At 54.4% G+C, this 19,938-nt stretch carries 10 protein-coding genes and 1 pseudogene; 6 read left to right on the plus strand and 5 right to left on the minus strand.

The window, feature by feature from the left end; translation table 11 throughout:
* The first annotated feature begins 858 nt into the window (after positions 1–858).
* Both J3U88_RS20630 and J3U88_RS20635 read left to right on the plus strand, forming a co-directional pair.
* The gene (locus tag J3U88_RS20630; RefSeq protein WP_207860869.1) at positions 859–1,680 is read left to right on the plus strand and encodes an RNA polymerase sigma factor; all 822 of its coding nucleotides are present in this window, start codon (positions 859–861) and stop codon (positions 1,678–1,680) included.
* A gap of 541 nt (positions 1,681–2,221) precedes the next feature.
* A complete protein-coding gene (locus J3U88_RS20635; RefSeq protein WP_207860870.1) occupies positions 2,222–4,759 on the plus strand; it encodes a serine/threonine-protein kinase in 2,538 nt (845 codons plus the stop codon).
* Here the strand turns inward: J3U88_RS20635 and J3U88_RS20640 are convergent.
* Positions 4,756–5,886 carry a GGDEF domain-containing protein gene (locus tag J3U88_RS20640; protein WP_207860871.1) on the minus strand — a complete coding sequence of 377 codons (1,131 nt, stop codon included), beginning with the start codon at positions 5,884–5,886 and terminating at the stop codon, positions 4,756–4,758. The genes J3U88_RS20635 and J3U88_RS20640 overlap by 4 nt on opposite strands.
* A gap of 442 nt (positions 5,887–6,328) precedes the next feature.
* On the opposite strand from J3U88_RS20640, the pseudogene J3U88_RS35370 reads away from it, so the two are divergent.
* Together J3U88_RS35370 and J3U88_RS20650 are read left to right on the plus strand one after the other, a co-directional pair.
* A pseudogene (locus J3U88_RS35370) lies at positions 6,329–6,415 on the plus strand (hypothetical protein); the annotation flags it as partial.
* 896 nt (positions 6,416–7,311) lie between these two features.
* Positions 7,312–10,947, plus strand: a complete 3,636-nt coding sequence (locus tag J3U88_RS20650) for a PKD domain-containing protein (RefSeq protein WP_207860872.1) — start codon at positions 7,312–7,314, stop codon at positions 10,945–10,947.
* 312 nt (positions 10,948–11,259) lie between these two features.
* Here the strand turns inward: J3U88_RS20650 and J3U88_RS20655 are convergent, their stop codons facing one another.
* Positions 11,260–11,631 carry a hypothetical protein gene (locus J3U88_RS20655; RefSeq protein WP_207860873.1) on the minus strand — a complete coding sequence of 124 codons (372 nt, stop codon included), beginning with the start codon at positions 11,629–11,631 and terminating at the stop codon, positions 11,260–11,262.
* A 764-nt stretch (positions 11,632–12,395) separates the two neighbouring features.
* Here J3U88_RS20655 and J3U88_RS20660 point away from each other — a divergent pair.
* Together J3U88_RS20660 and J3U88_RS20665 are read left to right on the plus strand one after the other, a co-directional pair.
* Positions 12,396–12,965, plus strand: coding sequence for an ECF-type sigma factor (locus J3U88_RS20660; protein WP_207860874.1), 570 nt, complete (start codon positions 12,396–12,398; stop codon positions 12,963–12,965).
* A 23-nt stretch (positions 12,966–12,988) separates the two neighbouring features.
* Positions 12,989–15,781, plus strand: a complete 2,793-nt coding sequence (locus J3U88_RS20665; RefSeq protein WP_207860875.1) for a serine/threonine-protein kinase — start codon at positions 12,989–12,991, stop codon at positions 15,779–15,781.
* 120 nt (positions 15,782–15,901) lie between these two features.
* On the opposite strand, the gene J3U88_RS20670 is transcribed toward J3U88_RS20665, so the two are convergent.
* The 3 genes from J3U88_RS20670 to J3U88_RS20680 all read right to left on the minus strand — a co-directional run bounded on the left by J3U88_RS20670 (position 15,902) and on the right by J3U88_RS20680 (position 19,693).
* Positions 15,902–18,343, minus strand: a complete 2,442-nt coding sequence (locus J3U88_RS20670) for a serine/threonine-protein kinase (protein ID WP_207860876.1) — start codon at positions 18,341–18,343, stop codon at positions 15,902–15,904.
* Between the two features lie 97 nt (positions 18,344–18,440).
* Positions 18,441–18,743 carry a hypothetical protein gene (locus tag J3U88_RS20675; RefSeq protein WP_207860877.1) on the minus strand — a complete coding sequence of 101 codons (303 nt, stop codon included), beginning with the start codon at positions 18,741–18,743 and terminating at the stop codon, positions 18,441–18,443.
* A 320-nt stretch (positions 18,744–19,063) separates the two neighbouring features.
* Positions 19,064–19,693, minus strand: a complete 630-nt coding sequence (locus tag J3U88_RS20680) for a hypothetical protein (RefSeq protein ID WP_207860878.1) — start codon at positions 19,691–19,693, stop codon at positions 19,064–19,066.
* Positions 19,694–19,938: the final 245 nt, after the last annotated feature.

The raw sequence follows: 19,938 nt of genomic DNA on the forward strand, positions 1-19,938 counted from the left end.
ATCACAATTTGTAAAATTTCTGAAAATTATGTAAGACACGCCAACTGACGAAACGCCCTCTCCCGTCTTAAGGGGCGCAAAGGCTGCCAAGCGGTCATGCCGGCAAAAAAACCGAGGAGGTAGCAACAGTCATAAACGCGCGGTCCCAACCTGCAATCGCGCGCGAGAAAGGAAACACTTGGTTATTTTTTTCATTTTCTTCAACAGTTTTTTTACGGAAAAACGCTTTAATAAATGTGCATCCAAAAAAAGCACCTCATCCTCAAGTCTGATTAACCACGTCAATCCTCAACACGACGACAAAACCGCTCAAACCCTCTTGTAAAAGAGAAGCTCACCAACTTCTTGCACATTTTTTTGACACCTCATCCATTTCTTTGCCGCCTTGGCGGAACACAAAGAAAACTAAAAATAAGACTTTAATGCAAAACCAAAACCATAAAAATCCACCAATCCCAACAAAAATTCGACAAAGGCAACACACAATGCTAACTTTACGAGAATTTTCTTTAAGCCCTCTTTTCCGCCCTTATCTGTTACGCACAGCGTGCCCTATCGATCTGCCCTAAACATCGCGAACATGCTTCCCAAGCATTGGATCCCACACGTCATCATTGTGTAAAGGCCACCGCCCTACCATGGAGACCCTTGCTCCCGTGGTCCGCCACACAACGTCGCTCGAATGAAAACAGGGTTTGCGCGACCCGCGGTCGATCATCCCTGAAATAGACCGCGATAAGATGCCCCGGACGCCGCTACTTTTCAAAAAAAGACGGCACGTGGAAACCTCGCCTGAAGCAGAACAACAGGCACCCGCCCCTTCCGAATCAATAAGATAATTTCCTAGGAAGAACCAACATGGATAAAGAAGAAACACCCTACCCAGATCGCGATACCGATGCCTACGACTTGCCACCCTCGGGGAACGACGCGATGGATCGCGCCCACCATGCCGAATCCTTTGAATCGGCGCCTGCACCCACCGACGCGGATGAAGCCGCAGCCCCCGACGACACCGACACCCACACCGACACCGACACCGAGGATGCTTCCCAACTGTCGGAACACACAACCGTCTACACCCCGGAAGAACAAGAAATCATGGACCTCATCCAGAAGATGCTGGACCATCCGAAGCACACCACAAGAGACATCTTGGGTCTCCCCAGGATCGCCGACTACCTCGCCCAGTTATGCAGTCGGCAACTATGGGGTAAGTACAACACCATTAGTTTCAGCGATGACGATGTTTTTCAAGACACCATACTGGCCTTCATGACCATTCCTAAGTCCCAAATCGCGAACGCCCACCACTTCACAAACCTGTTTCGCAGAAAGGTGAGACACACGCTCCTCAACAAAATAAACCGAAACGCTCGCGAACGACGCGGTGGGAAGAATCACCGCGCCAATCTGATTCCCATCGATGCCGAAAACGCGAACAAATTAGCCCCGGACGCGCGCTACCACCCGGGCTCTTTCGATCTTTCTGTGGCGGTGAAACAAGCGATGGCCATGCTCCGTGAAGAAGACGAAACAACCTACCGGGTTGCCTACTTACGTTATGTCGAAGGTCGGAAGGTTGCCGAAATCGCGGAAATCACCGGCTTATCCCCTGCAACCGTCAACCGAAAATTGCGATACATCAAACGCTTCTTCGAAAGGTTCTTCGACATCTAAGCACCTACTTTAAACATACTTAACAAAACACAAGCGGGCCGTCGCGGCTCATTCCCTCAAAAAAACTTGCTTCATTTTTGAAAAAGCATGATCTATTTATTCAGCAAAGCTTGCAGTCAACTTAAGGCGGTGCCCGGTCCCACCTGAAGGCTCGGATAGCAGTGAGTTATCCGCCTTAACCCGCATTGTTGCCCCTTTGACACCGCAATTACGCCGTTGCATCAGCACATGACCGCGATCCCATCGTGGCATCCTGATGCGTCCGTTCGCCTACGAACAAAGTTACGCCGGCCGACGTACCGCTTTTTGCAAAACATTTTGGCAAGCAAGGTGGGCAGAGAACATGACGCCGCGACCCACCCATTCTACATGGTTCTCAAGGATTTCCATTATGACCGAACAAGCAAAATCGACCACATCGCAACCGGGTCAACCGGCAGGGCAACCATCCCGCCAAACAAAGCCCGGTTCCGACCCAGAGCAACACACGGAGAACCTGGATAAAACGGTCGACAGCGCGACGCCTGTCGGAAACCCGCCCTTGAACAAACACGATATTAAAGAAGAACTCTTTTGTGCCGGCGAACATGAAACGGACGAAGTTCGCAAGAAACTCATTGAAACCTACCGCCTTCGCTACCCCGACATCATGCCGGAAATCGAACCCATCGTGATCGAATTCTGGAACTACCTACCGGGAACCGGCGAGAACTCCGTCTCTGGATACGATACGGAAAGTTTGATTCAGGCAGCCTTTGAAGGCTTTGATTTCTCCTCGGTCGATGAAATCGCCAATTATGTGGACCGGGAAAAAAGAGAAACGGTCGGCCCGTACAAGGTTCTTAAGATACTGGGAAAAGGCGGCATGGGTGTCGTCTACCTTGCCGAGGACCCCGAAAACCAACAGAAAGTAGCAGTTAAAACCCTAAAAGCCACGGCCCTCATCGACCCGGTATATCTCGATAATGAACAAAAAAGTCTGGCCAAGCTCAACCACAGCTACATCGCCCATCTCAAACACACCTTCACCGGGGACGACGGCATTCAATACATCGTCATGGAGTATGTGGACGGCGTCAAAATCGACGATTATTGCGACAACCACCAGTTGACCATCCGCGAACGGGTTCGCTTGTTTAAACAGTTATGTGAAGGGGTGTATCACGCCCACGAGCACGGGCTGATGCACCTCGATTTAAAACCCATGAACATCTTGGTCAAACAAGAAAACAATACCGGGGTCCCCAAAATCATCGATTTCGGCATTTCGCAGATCAAAGACCATATCGATCAGCATCTCGGCCACTCAACCGGAACCGGAACCCCCGCCTATATGAGTCCGGAACAAACCAACAAACCCCGCAATGAACTCACCCAAAAATGTGATGTTTATTCGCTGGGGGTCATTTTACACGAACTGCTTTGCGGCAGGGTGCCCTTGGCGGATGAACTCAAAAACGCGGACAGCCGCAAGAAAATGGAACTGGTGCGCAAGTTATCACCGCGCCCGTTGGTAGACACCGCGGCGGACCTGGTCAACGCCGATATGGCCAAAAAACGCAACACCACGCCGCCCAAACTCATGAGCCAACTCAAGGGCGAGCTGACCTGGATCGTCACCAAAGCCCTCGCCAAGGACCCCGCTGATCGCTACAGCCTGCAAGCCTTGATCGCCGACCTTGAGGCCTTTTTAGACCGTCGCGAGGTTAGCCAGGGAAAACCCTACCGCTGGTATCGTTGGATGCACTATTTAAAGGCCCATCAGCATCTGGTCTCAACGGCCGCCACGCTTGCCATCGCGGTGATGATGCTTTCGGTCGGTGTTCGGACCAACATGGCCTTGGCCGCCAAAAATGCCAAAATTGCGTTGCTAGAAGAAGCACGGGCGGAGAACGGTCAAAACCTGGTCAATGTGCTGCTGGAACAAGCCAGCCCCTTTTTCGGCCCGGAACGCAAAGAAACCCTCTCCCTTGATGTGCTGCTGGAACGCCTTTCTGAAAAACTGAACGACCCCGAGGCCAAAAAAGATCGAAAACGCAACTTTGACCAGCGCTTAATGCTGGGCCGCACCTTGGAAGATCTCAACCATCTGGACCGAGCCGTGAAGGAACTGACGTCCCTTCGAGACGACGTTCAATCCTGGTACGGCGACGACTCGCGGGAATATTACGAGGTGCTCTCCTATCTCGAAACCTACCGCGCCATCCAAAATCCAAACCTATCCGACCAAAGCCTTTTGGAACAGGCTATTCCCCAAGCGGCGGAAATCTTTGGCCCCACCCATAAAACGACGCTTCGCATGCACGCGGCCAGAGGGCACATCCTGCTCAACTCGCGTCAACACAGTCTGGATGACGCGCTCACCGATCTTAATCAGGTGCTGGACAACACCGACTTCAACAAAACGTTACTTACCGACTATACCTACTCCTCGATGCTCAACCGCGGCAACGTTTATCTTCAGAAGGGCCAATATCGCAGAGCCAACCGTGACCTTAAGCGGCTGAAAAAATTATATTTAGATCGTTTCAAAGAAAATGATCCCTTCGTGGGGAGAATTAATTACACCCAAGGTCTGCTCTGCTTAAACCGAGAAGACTTCCCTCGCGCCGAGAAATTTATGAACACGGCGAAGACAATTTTTTCCAACACGCTGGGCCCTGATCATCCCGACACCCAAAAGGCGGATTTCATGCTGGCGTTTCGCCTGCCCGCGGCACAAGGTGGTTGCAGTGGTCTCATCGCGCAAATCGAAAAGGAACTGGCCGGCACGAACTTAACCAAGGATCAACGCATCTCCCATATGTCCCAACTGGTGGATTGTCTGATCAAAGCAAAAGCCTGGGATCAGGCCGAACCCGTCGCACGCCAAAACTGGGAGGAAGCACTGGCGCACAATGGTGCCGACTCCTTCCCCGAACTGGTCACCCGCTTAAACCGGCAGTGTATTCGCTACGGAAAAGGGGATCAGAAGGGCGCACAACAGGAGATCGACCTGATTTTCACACAAGCCGAGAAGATCAACCAACGCAAAGCCTTCGAAAAAGGCTGGCGCGACTTCCTCAAAACCATGCGTTAGGACACGGGCAAAGGTTCGTCGGCCACGATTTCCGGCGCGGTGGGGGCAACTTCGATGTAGCCGCCGCCGCGGTCCTTGGCCCTGGCCAAGGCGGCCTCGGCCCGGTCCATCATCAGTTCCACGGTTTCGTTGGCCCGGCCCAGGCTCGAAATACCGAACGAAATGGAAAAACGCAAATGCTCGTTGCCGTCGGACACTTCCAAGCTGTTGAGCAACTGGGCCAAGCGGTTGGTGAGGATCATCGCCGATTGACCGTCGGTTTCAGGCAAAAAGGCCCCAAAAACTTCGCTGGAAATACGTCCAAAGACATCAACTTCACGCAACGAGGCCACGCAGGTTGAAGCCACGGAACGCAATACCTCGTCACCCGTGTGGACGCCGTAGTTGGCGTTGATATCACCCAAACCCTCGATACCAATCAGCACCACGGATAAGGGTCGGTCAAAACGGCGCATGCGCGCCTGCTCATTCCAAGCCAACTCCATGAAATGACGGTAGTTAGAGACACCGGTCAGGTGGTCGCGGGAAGAGGCCTGCTCCACCTCGCGTTCGAGGCTGAAGCTGTAACGGAAACTCTGGTCCATGAGAAAACCGAACAAAATCCAGGCGGTACAACCCACCAACAGCGAGATATCTGCCTGAATTTGGATCAGCGGGTCCTGGGAAACCATGTGCATGTAGACCGCGGGCACCAAAAGCACCACGGTTTGGGCGGGCACCAAGGCACGGATACTGGGCGCCAAACCCACGGCAAACACGCCGACCACGAGCTGCGCCACCACCAGCACCAAGGCGTAGTGGGCGGGGTAAAAGGTAAAACTGTAGGCATTCGCCAAGCTAACCGCGGTGCTTACCAAAACCACCGCAATCTCGGGCTGAACCACCATTTTTCCGCGAATATAAAGCGCGGCCACCAACACACAGAAACCGGCAACACCGGCACGAATGGGAATTAAGGATTGCCACTCCGCCGGTAAAAACAAGGCATCGGCACCCAACAAAGCCGCGAACAGCAAACCACCAAGGGTAAGGCCGATGCGAATAAGCGGGACGGCGGATTCCAAGCGACGGCGATGGTAAAGGTATTCCAAATCCTTGTCGAATCGAATCGGCTTCCAGACCATCATTCGGATAATCCCCTGAGACCCAAACCCGGCTTGCCGGATTTTCGGACGACCCTGCTCCCAACCAACCGTGCGAACCACCGGCCAATCCCGTCGACCTGAGTTGCTGCATTTCACGGAATCGAGTTAACGGGCGCTCCACGCTGATCATGAGTGAAAACCGCTGAAACCAAACACCGTGACGGTACAAAGAAGGTGTGTTACGCCCAGCATACCCAGCGGATCAGTGTGAGGCAAGTGTGGAATAAAAATTATCTTCACCTGAAACGAGACATCTCCATCAGTGAGAAAACGCTCACCCCAGAAAAATGCGTAAAGAAATAAGTACAACACCCCGAACAGGCCCAGCCGCACCGGCCCGCATTTCTCACAAGGATTCGTCGCGAGAAGCTAAAAGCCTTGTGAATACGAAGATGACGACCGAGAGACGGCACAAGGGTCCGACCTATCGGGGTCCGACCTATCGGGGTCCGACCATTCGGGGTCCGACCTATCGGGGTCCGACCATTCGGGGTCCGACCATTCGGCGTAGCAGCTGAGGCGAAGACGGCTCGACCGAGTAATGCGGAAGGCCGCCCCCTCGTCATCGCATGGGTTGCCCCGCAGCAGAAATTCCGGTACCGAAGATCGCCACCGCAAAACCCAAGAAAATATCCGAATTCCCGAAAACTAACACAACAAACGCACGCCTAGACAAAAGATGGACAAAACCTAGTCAGGGGCGCCAAAACCATTGGAGCACGGCCTCAGGACGGCGAAAAAAATCGTTCTCACCTACGGTGACTTTCGAAAGATCACGCCAATAGATGGGCTTCCATTTTAAAAACTCAGGTCTTTTAACAGTCTCTTCGACTACCGTTCAAAGCAGATCAAACAGTTATCATCCAATCGCACCGCGCAAAAGGACTACTTAAAATCGGGTAATCAACGGAAAATCATCGACTGCCCAACCGAGGTTAACATCCCGTTAAAAAGTGAACCTTCTTTTTACACTACAGGGCGTAACTTAAAGACCAACCGTTGAGAAATAAACATAAATCACTTGTTTTAAACATATTATCTAAAATAAAATCAAAAATGTAATTATTAATTCACAAAGATATACCCATCTTTTTCACTGCTTAAAAAATTTCCCGCCTACAATGGCCGACCCACAGCGAGCTTCGACTTGAGGTACGACACCAAAGGCCGCCAACGCGACACAGGTCACACTTTTCGTTTTTCCTATGTGACCACCTCACAAAAGCTCATTTAGAGAAGGTGGACAAAAAGCAGTTCACCTATACTCCGCAACTGGATGGTTTGGAAGCGACGGGCCCGCCGAAAATTTCGCCCCTCGCGTTCCTCGATAAAACCCCGCCCCACCGCTCCGCCAGATGTTTTTCAAAACCACTCCCCTACACCCCCTATATTTTTCTGGAGGCCCCCATGTTTTGTCCGCCCTTTCAGGCAGAGAGAACAACACACAACTGGTTTAAGACGAAGGTTCACACCCCCATCTTCTTGGCTGCTTTGGCCGTTGTCGTATGTTTCGCACCCTTGCACGCGGGAGAACCCGCCGCCAAAATGCCCGTCTGCGACAATCCCGTTCCCTTGAGTTCATCCAAATCGTTTTTTATCGGCCACAGCTTGGTGAACTTCGACATGCCTTTAATGCTGGAGCGCTTGGTCGCCGATGCCGGTTTGAACGCGGAAGTCGGTACGCAGGTGAACAACGGCGCCCCCATCCGTTTCAACTGGTCGAACCGTTTCCGTGCATCCTTTCCCGGCGAATGGCCTCCTCCCAACTTTGCAGGCGACGACCTGCCCTCGGGCGATTGGGACGCGCTGATTATGACCGAAGGCATCCCGCTGCAAACCAACGTCACCTGGAACGAGTCGAGCCGTTATGCGGGCAACTTCGTTGACCTAGCCCGCCAACACAACAGCGCCACGCGCTCTTATATTTACGAAACATGGCACAGCCTTGACGAAGCAAACTGGCTGCAACGCATCGTCGACGATCTCCCCTTGTGGGAAAGCATCATGGAAGACGTCAACGCCACCCGCGACAATGACGCCATGTATTTGATCCCCGCGGGCCAAGCGCTGCGCAACCTCATCCTCATGATGGAAGGCGGCCAGATTCCCGGTTACACCAACCGCACGCAATTGTTTGTCGACGATATCCACATGAACGACCAAGGCAACTATCTGATTGCCTGTGTCATGTACGCCGCCCTTTACCGCCGTTCACCGGTCGGCTTGGACCACACCCTCATCGACCGATGGGGCCAGCCGTACAGCGCCCCTTCCGCGGCGATGGCCGCGGCCATGCAACAAGTAGCTTGGGACACGGTACGTAACTACGAGCACAACGGCTGGGTCTGCAGCGGCGGCGGCAACCAACGCCCCAACGGCACCATCGACAGCCCCGCTTCCAACCGCACCATCACCGCCGGTGAGTCCGTTTCCTTTGCCGGCTCCGCGAGTGACCCCGACAACAACACGCCCTTTAGTTATGTATGGAACTTCGACGGTGGTGCGGCCAACAGCACCCAGCAAGATCCCGGTTCCGTTCGTTTCGACACACCCGGCAGCTATGATGTCACCTTTACGGTCACCGATAGCCTCGGCCTCGCCGACAACACACCCGACACGGTGCGTATCACGGTTCAGGCGCCCGCCAACCAAGCACCCGACGGTTCCATCAGCCGCCCTTCCGGTAACCGGACGATTACCGCCGGCGATCAGGTCACCTTCACCGCCTCGGCGAGTGATCCCGACGGCAACACCCCGCTGAGCTACCTGTGGAACTTCGACGGCGGTGCCGCCAACAGCACCAACCGCGATCCCGGCAGCGTGCGTTTCAACACGCCCGGAACCTACGACGTGACCTTCACGGTTACCGACAGCCTCGGTCTTGCCGACCCCACCCCGGACACGGTGCGCATCACGGTTCAGGCGCCAGCCAACCAAGCACCTAACGGCATCATCGACACACCGACCGCCAACCGCACCATTACCGCCGGAGACACGGTATCTTTCACCGCATCCGCGAGCGACCCCGACAACCATACCCCGTTCACCTACTTCTGGAACTTCGACGGCGGCGCTGCCAACAGCACGGCCCAGGATCCCGGCTCGGTTCGTTTCAACACCCCGGGCACCTTCGATGTGACCTTCACGGTCACTGACAACCTTGGTCTTGCCGATCCTGCCCCGGACACGGTACGCATTACGGTTCAGGCACCCGCCAACCAGGCGCCCAACGGCACCATCGACAGCCCCGCTTCCAATGTGACCATTACCGAGGGAGAATCGGTTTTCTTTGCCGGCTCGGCGAGCGATCCCGACAACAACACGCCCTTTAGCTATGTGTGGCACTTCGGCGGCGGCGCTTCAAACAGCAGCGCCCAAGATCCCGGCAACGTGCGTTTCAGCACGCCCGGCACCTATACGGTTACCTTCACGGTCACCGACAGCCTCGGCCTCGCCGACCCCACGCCGGCCTCGGTACGGGTAACGGTAGAAGAAGCGGCCAACCAGGCACCCAACGGTACCATTGACACGCCCACCGGCAACGTCACCATCACCGAGGGCCAAACAGTTTCCTTTAGTGGCTCCGCGAGCGATCCCGACGGCGACACCCCGCTCACCTACGCGTGGAACTTCGGCGGCGGTGCTTCAAACAGCAGCGCCCAAGACCCCGGCGCCGTTCGCTTTAACAATCCCGGCACCTATACGGTGACCTTTACCGTTACCGACAGCCAGGGCTTGAGTGACCCAACCCCGGCTTCCGTGCGCGTCACCGTTGAAGCCGAAAACCGCGCCCCCAACGGCCGCATCGACAGCCCCGCTTCCGGCGCGGTCATTCAAGTAGGCGGCACCGTCACCTTCGCGGGCAGCGCGAGCGATCCCGACGGCGACACCAACTTCCGTTACCTCTGGAACTTTGACGGCGCGGCCGCGGACAGCAGCGCCCAAAACCCCGGCCAGATTCGCTTCGATCAGGAGGGCAGCTACACCATTACCTTGCGCGTATGGGACAGCGAAAACCTCGAGGATCCCAGCCCGGCCCAAACCACAATTCAAGTCACCCAGGGGAACCGCGCCCCCAACGGCACCATTGACTCTCCCGCCGGAAACCTGACCATCCAACCAGGTCAACAGGTCTTTTTCGCCGGCTCCGCTTCCGATCCAGACGGCGACAGCATGACCTACCACTGGAACTACAGCGGCGGCGTTTCCGACAGCACCCGCCAGGATCCAGGTTCACGCATGTTCACCCGACCGGGCCGATACGTTGTTACCTTCACCGTGACGGACGAACACGGCGTGAGCGATCCAAGCCCTGCACAAGTGGTGATCACCGTTGAAGAAAACGGTGGTAACGGATCGATTCCGACCATCGCCAGCCCGGCCAAAAGTATGTCGGTTGTTGCAGGCGGCTCGGTCATGTTCTCCGGTCTGGTGGGCGACCTGCCCAGCCCGTTGAGCTACCAGTGGAACTTCGGCGGCGGCGCGCCGGGCAGCAACGTGCTCAACCCCGGCCTGGTCACCTTCAACACGCCCGGCATGTACGAGGTTACCCTGACGGTGTTCAGCCAAAGCGTCAGTTACACCAGCCGCCCCCTCATGATTGAGGTGGTTACCTGCGAACAACCCCGCATTATGTACAACACGCTGATCCAAGGCCTGGCCCCGGTCGAGCTGGAAGCGGTCATGTGTGATTCCAGTGCCTACACGGTCACCTGGCAGAACCGCACCCGCGGCGGCATCATCGCCCGCGACACCGGCCTGCTCACCCTTGACCCGCAACTCACGGAAACCACGACCATTCGCCTCAACCTGTTCCACACCGCGTCCGGTAACAACTTCAACCACGACGTGACGGTATTGGTTCCGGCCAACGCCGAGCTGGCCGATTACGACGGCAACGGTTGCAACGACCTCGCCGACCTGCGCGGCTATGCGACGAACTGGCGCGACCGCAACAGCGCCATGGATGCCAACGGCGACGATGTGATTGACATCCGCGACCTGCTCCACATCAACACCATGGAAGAGGGCGCCTGCCCCTAAAGCCCTACCAAACCCAATTTTTGAGAGGCGGATCGCAAGGTCCGCCTTTTTTGGTTGCGGGCACACGTCTTATCAAACCGACAAAACTTAACGAACCAAACCCTGAGTTTTCCAAGTGATCATCCCCTTGTTTGTTGTCGCGTTGTACCAAAACGGAGCGATGTCCGGATCATCGCCGCTTGTTATTGGTTCGTCACGATCGCCTCCTTTCGTGGTGATTATGCGGCCAACTCATGCCTCGCGCGCTCCGCGAGAGAAGCGTGAAACACAAGCGCCGCTTGCGTTAGGCGGTAGGGACGGGAATGGATTGTCTCAAACATCACCACTCCCGTCAGGGTCTTCAGAACTACCGCCTGTCTCAATGATTTCTCCCGTCGACGGTGCCCCATCGGTTGCTTGACCTTCAGTGTCATGAGCCACGCTTCCATTAATATCAGGTACCAACCGCTTTTTAGTAGCAATAGAGGTCAAAACGAGATCCGCACCGCACGCTTGACAGGTCACACGCTTTTCGGGCATAACCAAGCGATAAAACACCCATAACGACATGAGCGAACCGATGAATACAGTGGATACAGGATCCACACCAAAGATCGTGACCAAAGGATAGCCTGCTCCCAAAGCAAAGGTCATTGAAAGCCCGAGGGAAAAACGTTTGTGAAGAAGTGTCAGTTTCATGCGCATCTTTATGCTCCTGAATTTCAGATTTGACCGACCGCGTGTTTGAACACGCCGAGGTCACCCTGTAATGCGCACCTGGCCGGAAATCGTCTCGCGTTTTTTGTTTTGAAAAACGCCACGCGCTCATTCAATCCTTCTTTCCTTAAACCTAAGAAGTGCGATAACTCGCGGTGATTGTGGCGAACCCGCATGCCTCACCAGTAGTTCTACCGCGTGTTTAAATAACTGTGATTACTTAGTTTACTTGACTTCACCGTTACAAAGAAACGGTGGGGCGGCCGCGACGTAGCGCTGTTACGCCGAAAGGTCGGCCCCGGCGTGCTTTTCCCATACCGTTTCGCTCCAGAACTTTAGCCAAAACCCCTCGCTTCAGGGCCTTTTACCTAAATTGAGCAATTCTAGGCGGCGCCCTCGCACAAGTATCGGCGCGTCCTGCGCCGTTACTTGTGCGATTGTATCCACCCGAATCGCACACTTTAGGTTTTTGGATAAAGTTAACATCTTCTAAAAAAGCACATTTCCATAAAGTTAAATATGATAGGATTTGAAAATTATATGACCTTAAAATGCGTTTTTTGGCGATCAATGACCAACGCTTGTTCCGCAAAGGTTGACCAACCCGCGCTTCACGCTTGAGAGCGATAGCTTCCCGCCGGCGTTCTTCAAGTTCCAGATGGGAGCGGCCCATGACACCGCGCTATTTGGGTTCTCCGGCCGGGTCTCACGGTTGCCGACTACGTATCGTCGAAATGATGAGGACAACCATTATGTCTGCAAAAACGGTGACCCGCCGGCTCCATGCCTGGCACGGCGGCGATGCAACAGCCTTCGAAGTATTGATCGAAGAACAATACACCCAGCTCAAGAAGCTGGGTCGCTCCCTCCTGGCCAAGGATCGCCTTGGCAATCACCTCCAGGCAACTGAGTTAATTTCCCTGGCCTTCATTTCGCTCAGCAAAAAACAAGCAATTTCATGGACCGACCGCCAACACTTTTTTCGTGTTGCAGCGCGAACCATGCGTCGTCTGCTCATCCAGGAGGCCCGCCGCCTGAACGCGGAAAAACGTGGCGCGGACCAGCAACATCAATCTCTAAACGAAGCCTTTACGGTCGCAAGTAATTACAGCGCGGAAGCACTCACCCTCCTCGACGCGGCGCTCTCCAGCCTTCACCAGGGTGACGCCGAGGCCGGCCAGGTTGTGGAATTGCGGTTTTTTGGCGGTTTTAGCGTAGCCGAGTGCGCCGAGATTCTCGCGGTATCCGAACCAACAATTAAACGCAAGTGGCGTTTCGCCAAGGCTTATCTGGCCTCGGCGCTCGCTGAAGCGCGGCCCTGATGACCGCCCATGACGTGGCTCGATTGGCACAGTGGTTCGACAAGCTTGCCCAACTAAAACCTGAAGAGCACGACACCTTTTTCGAACGCTGCCGACAAGAAGACCCGGAAACCGCGCGACAGCTTATTCTCCTCTGGAAACAGGATCAAGCTCGGGAAACGCCACTGGATAAGCCCGCGTTCGCACAACCGCTCGCGGCGCAATTTCGAGAGGAAACCGTGGATGGTCCTACCGAGGTACGTGCTCGCCTCAACCAGCTTCCCGAGGCGATACCACGGCAGATTGGCGAATACCAAATCCTGGCCCTGATCGGCAGCGGCGGTATGGGGACGGTTTATTTAGCACGCCAAAGCCAACCAGAACGCGACGTGGCGCTCAAGGTCCTCAACATGCAGTTGCCCGGCCAAAGAGAGAAAGAGCGTTTCATTGCTGAGGCAAATATTCTCGCAAAATTGAACCACCCAAACATCTCAACCATTCACCAAGTCGCCCTGGACGCGCAAGGCCACCCCTTTTTGGTCATGGAGCACGTTCAAGGAAAACGACTTACCGACTACTGCAATGCAAAGAAGCTCGATATTAGGACCCGTATCGAGCTATTCCTCGAAGTGTGTGACGCCCTAATTCTCGCGCACCAACGTGGCGTGATCCACCGCGACCTTAAACCCGACCATGTTCTGGTTCATGAAGGTAAAAAACCCGTTGTCAAGATTATTGATTTTGGTATTGCGCAAGCCGAGGAGGTCAAGCTTCAAACCGTGGACAACGGTGACGGTCCCTTGGGTACACCCTACTATGCAGCCCCGGAACAGCTTCAACCCGGCGAACCTGTTTTTGATATTCGTGTCGATGTATATGGGCTGGGTACCATTCTTTGGGAACTGCTGGTCGACATTCCCCATTGGGAGCATGAACTGAAGCACCCCGGCGAATGGGCGAAATGGCTTAAGGCGCGTTGTGAAGCGCCCCATCGTTCCGCCGCCGAACGGTTTGCAAATAATAGAGAAGCCTTGGAGCAAGCCGCACGGAACCGAGGGACGAACCCTAAGCAATTAAGGCTGTGGCTGGAACAAGACCTTGACTGGATTCTGGCGAAGGCTCTGGCGATTAATCCCGAACAGCGCTACGCGGGGGTCACCCAACTCCGGGACGACCTGGTCCTTTTCACCAAGAACAAACCCATCCTGGCCAGGGCCGCTCATACCCGTTACAAGCTCTACAAACTATTCAAGCGCCATGCATTCTCGCTTATCACCACGACGGTGGTTGCCACGGTACTCTTGATTTCCACGGTAAGCGCCGTCTACCAGGGACGTCAGGCAATTCACGCCAACAAAAAACTGCGTCTCCAAAATGAAAAACTCACCCGACAACAAGCGTTCCTTACCAACCTAATCACCGCCCCCCATCCCAATGTCGCCGGGCCGGAGTTAAAGGTCGTGGATCTCTTGCTGGAAAGAGAACCCACCTTAAAAACCGTTTTCGAGCGAGATCCTGAGATGGAAGCCCACGCACGCTACACGTTCGCAAAACTGTTTTTCGGAATAGACGCCTATCAACAGGCCCTGGACCAACTCGACCAAGCCTTAACCCTAAAAATGAATCTCCAAAAGCACCCCGACCTCGAAGCGCTGGCAATGATGATTCTCAAAGCGAAAACACTTAAGCGCCTGCGCAGTTTTGAGGCGTCAAACGAGCTCTATCGTCACATCATCCATCTGCTTGCCCCCCAAAATAATCCCGAATCGTCCCCAATGCTGGAAGCCGAACGCCTTCATTTTGAAGCGCTTGGCGACTACGCCCATTTGTTCTACCTGCGACACAAATTTATTGAGGCGGAGAAATACTACCGCGCCGCAATGCAGGGACAGATGCGCTTGCTTGGGGAAAGTCATGCGGATACGCCGCAAAACATCGCGGGCCTTGGCATGACCCTCATCAAGCTGCATCGCCTTGATGAGGGGGAAAATCTGTTGCGTCGCGCTTTGGAAATCCAAGATAAGATCTTGGATCACGGTCATCCGCAGCGACTCAGCACGCTGTCCAATTTAGCTTATGCCCTGCTGCAAACCCCGACCAAGGCGTCACAGGCCGCACGTTACTACCGTGAAGCTTGGCTTTTGAACCAAGCACATCGTGGCAAGAATCACCCCGTGACCAGACGCAGCTTAAACGGCTTGGTGCGGGCGCATATGGCGGAAGGTGATTACGCGGAGGCCGCCCATTTGGGTTCTCTTTTGTACCAAGAAGTATGCCGGCCGGATCAGTTGCATACGTCCGAATGCCTGAACGCGGTGACAAACCTTTCCGGTGCCTATGCCAAATTGGGCGCGCCTGATGTAGGCCTCGATTTAATTCGACAAAACCAAGCCGGCTTTTTACCAAGCAACCTTGATCCATTACCGGCCCACGCCAGGCTTCTGAACAACCTGGGTGACTACCTGATTAAAATGAATGATGATCGGGCCGCCGTACCCGTTCTTCAAAAAGCGGTTCAACAAAAAATAGAGATACACGGCGAAAAGACCATTCCAACCTGGAACTCAAAATGTAACCTTGGTTTGGCCTTGGTCAAATCCGGTCAGGTCGCGGCCGGGCTTTGCCTTCTCGATCAAGTGGTCGCTCAATCCACGGCTCAACTGGGCTCGCGCCAATGGTTGACGCTCTTGTACCAAACCTATCTCGCGGAAGCTTTAGCTGTTAGCGGATCGCCGTGGGAAGCCAAGGCGCTGCTTACCGCCGTTGACAAGGCCGCCGTCTCCAATCCCGATTTGAAGACGCGCCTCGATCTCGTCGCCACCATCCTGACGCGGTAACGTCCTTCGACACAGAAGGCGCAATGGACGGGTAGGATTTCGGCAAACAATTCAGCAGCCTTGTTCCAGGTGTCCGGCGGTCGCTGTGCCCGCTTGCCCTTCACCAGAAAGGCGCGTTAGTCACAAGCTGTTTGCCGAGCTTCCGAAGAAATCACCCATCGGCTTATAGGGATGTCGGGTGTCGTCTACAAAAACACCCTCCTCGCGAACCGATATGATTTTGCTCTCGGTAGACAGGGAAATCGCGGACCAGTGAACCTTAAAATCCGTCTCAGCATCGGACACCCGCTCAAGCACGATCACAATGTGAGATCCCACGAATAGGTCGATATCCCTCAGGCGAGAAACACGGTTTCGGGTGAGGCGCCGGCCCGAGTGAAAATCGATGTTGTGTCGACGGTCGGAAAACGAGAGTGGAAAGCCCGCCTCGTGAATCAAAAAAACGTCTCGCCCAAAAGATAAATCTAAATTCAGCCGCACCACGGATTTTGACAGCAAGGCATGCATGGGGATTTCTCCCAAAAAATTTCGCCGACGTGTTGCACCCTTTGTCAGCAAAACAACATCAAAAGAAAAAACCAGGGTTTCATCGGTGACAGATCGTTGGGATTCGTGGTCGTGGAAAGCCATTCGCGCAAACTTGGCACGAGGCAATAATTCAGTACTATAGCCTGTTTCTATGGCAAATTTTCCATCCTGATGGAGGTATTGAAAACGGTCATAAGGCGATAGATTAGGGCTGTAGTGGTATTCCAAACTACCCTGCATTTCAGCCCGACGTCCGTTTATCCAAAAGTGGCGACCCGACAGGCGACCGCGGCCTCGTTGAACCGTACCGTTCTGATCAGAGAGCAGGAGAAAGTCTACAATTTTTCCGGTAGGCGGCAAACAACGCGCCCGCCAAGCCCGTTGATCCGCTTCGAGTAACAACGGGCGACTCTTATCAGGGAATCGCTTTAACAGGGCGGCTAAATCTGAACGGGTGAACAGGTCGGGCAGGGATGCACGCATCATCTCGAATAAACGCTGTTGCCGCCGTGTATCTTCCGGCAAAAGTTCGACAATCTTTCCCTGGTAAAATAGCGCCTTATCAGGATCACGGTCTTGGTAACGATCCACCAACGCCGCAAGACGTTCCACCTCTTTGGCAACCACATCTGCATTTAAATCGGTACGCAGATTGGGATTCCCGCTGATGCGTTTCTTCGTTCGTGGTTTGCTTGACGGGGTGGAACCCGTCGCGCCTGGGTTACCCTGCAAACGAATATCAAGCCCTTCCTTAGGCGCGGCCGGTTCCAGTTGGCCAAAAATGTTGAGATCCCGACCAATCACCGTATTGTTGTCACCTGATTGACTGATGTTGTGATCACCGGATTGGCTGATCGCGTCCGCGACTTCACCGGCTTCTTCCGGCTCCTTGTCCGCGGGTTGTTCCCCACTCAAGCCACCTTGTCCGTCCCTTTGCCGTGCATGGGCCGGTTCGATCCGCGGCGAGGACGGGATCAATCCATCGTTGGACGGCCCCAGCAAAACACGCGTTAGAGGCCATAATCCACCAGCAACGGTCAAACAAAAAATCCAGAAAACCAACTTTAGACGACCTTTGCTGAAACGAGAAGGCGCGCCCCTGAGTGTCTTTTGCATGGATAAAAAAGCCTGTTCGGTAACCGGTGTTTTCCAAAAGTCGGGCGTGCTCGAAAAGCGATAATCAGGTACGTTCTCCAAATCGGCCAAAATTTTCGAGAGATCATCAAACATCGTTTCGACGCTTTGGTAGCGTTTATCGGGTTCAGGGTGCAACGCTTTGTAAAAAAATAGGTCAAGAGGCCGGACGCTTGAATCAGGGGCGTTTTGCGAGGGCACCCCGATGTCGGAATCATCACCCCCGTCGCGTTCGGGAAACATCTCCTCGCTTAAGGCACGCGTATCAAGGCTGATTTGGGGTAAAGCGCCGGTGAGTAATTCATGAAAAACAACGCCAACCGCGTATACGTCGCCACGGTGGTCGGCTTTATCACCGCGCTCTTGCTCGGGCGCCGCATACCAAGGTGTGAAACCCTCAAACCCTTGACGGGTCAAACCCGAATGTTCAAGCATACGGGCAACGCCAAAATCGAGAATCTTGATGCGGTTTTGCGCCGTTACCATAATATTGGTGGGTTTTATGTCAAGGTGTGCAACGTTATGTTCGTGGGCGAAGGCCAAACCATTCCGTATTTGAAGCATGTAGTCAATTACCCGCGTCAGGCTCAACCGATCATGGCGACGAATCACGCTGTCCAGCGTACGCCCCTCGATCCATTCCATTACGAGAAAGGCGCGCCCTTCCCATTCCCCCATTTCGTAAATTGCGGCAATATTTTCATGGTCTAATTTGCCGCTAATCTTACCCTCTTGATAAAAGCGCTGTCGGTTATCAGCCGAAAGGGAAACCTCATCGGGTGTTCGAATCACCTTCAATGCCACATAACGTTTCAATTTGTCATCGAAGGCTTGATACACGTCGCCAAAGCCACCCCGTCCTACTAGGTTCAGAATCTTGTAATGGCGGATGGTTTCCATTGCACCTTCTCCAAACTTTTTTCATGGGTTTCAGACTTAAACCAAAGAAGCGCTGACGCGGCGATTTCACAGGATGTCCCTCTGCCAAAGTGGGTGATCACTCAAGGCAAACGTGCTTGTCCTGAAAATCACCATGCTTAATACGCACACACTCGCCGGGCTCAAACTTCCAGCCGTCATACCAGCCCACCTCGTGACCCGCCCCCGCCGGCAAAAACAATTTGACGGTGCGCGACAAGCCACGCTCGTGGTTGATAAATTCAACCGTCACCCATAAACTCCGGTGGCCGTGGTTGTGCAGGCGAACCTTAATGCCTTCGGTACGCGGGGTTAAGTCATACTCCACCCTAACCGGCATGGCCGGTTGCGCCACGCAGGACGCCAGGAGCATGAGGCCCATAGCCGTTGATCGCCGGCGCCACGCATCCAGACAACGCAACAGCGCCTCGGGGTTGAAAACCAGGTGACACCCAAAAAGACCGCGCCGGCGCCACCCAGCACGCCGAAGAACACCGCGATGAACCATAATCTCCCTCCATCCGCGGCGATGCCGGATTGTTGCGCAAACCTGAGAACGAGGTGCCGCCACCGGCCAATGATTGGCGCGGTGGCAAGCTGACCCAGACCAGGTTCGCTCGGCCGAAATGGCGCGATTCTCGGCGGCGTACTTGCCCAGTCGCATCCACCCGAATCGCAACCGTTCGATGTGAGCGCCCCGCGTTAAAAGCGGTAACGACAACCCAAGGAGTAACTCAACGAATTTTGCGCCAAACTGAGCGTTGAGGAGGTGGTGTCGGGCTGGGTGACATAGTGGAGGCCGCTCGTTAGGGTCAGACGTTGGTTCCATTGGTAACCCGCAACCAACTCAAGACCAAGCGCAACCTCAAACTCGGAAACACTGTCAGACAGGCCGCCATATTCAAAATCGGTATTGAGCCACATGATAAGCGGACCGCCGGCCGCCCGAAGGTCCCAGCGTTCTTTCTGAAAGAGGTCCACAAAGACGCCCCCCTGACCGGTCAAGGTGGTGTTGGTCACTTCGAAGCGAAAGTCTTCTGCTACCGTCTCGGATATCGAAGACCGAGATAAACCGGCAGAAAACGAAAGCCCCCAGGGAAAACGTCCCCACTCACCCATGCCTCGCTGATAAATCCCTTCTATGCCCGAAGTTAAGGCCGAACCCGAGCCGAAACTTGATGAAACCTCGGAACCAGGACTGAATCGGAAGCGGAGTCCCCACACACCATCGGCAACATCAGCCGCCCAAAGGCGTCCCTGAAAGAGCAACAAAAACAGTAGGGTCAATTGAATTCCATGCCGACAGAACTGGGTACAAAACTTACCTTGCATTACATTCTCCTTAATTTAAAAAGGTTCCCACCGATGCCTGATTGGCGCGATTCTCAGCGGCGAAATCGCGCACCAGACCCAGGCGTGTGCAGCGCCGTTATTTGCGCGATTGCATCCACCCGCATCGCACCCTTTAGAGGCGGGCCGGCTTCGTACGAGTCAGGTCATGTTTTTGCATTCCGACATGGGGGCCACGCCCGTGGTCCCTTGCCGGCGTGCTGTTGTTATTTACCGAGGTGCGTTCC

This window comes from Acanthopleuribacter pedis (assembly GCF_017377855.1).
In the GTDB taxonomy this organism is placed as follows: domain Bacteria; phylum Acidobacteriota; class Holophagae; order Acanthopleuribacterales; family Acanthopleuribacteraceae; genus Acanthopleuribacter; species Acanthopleuribacter pedis.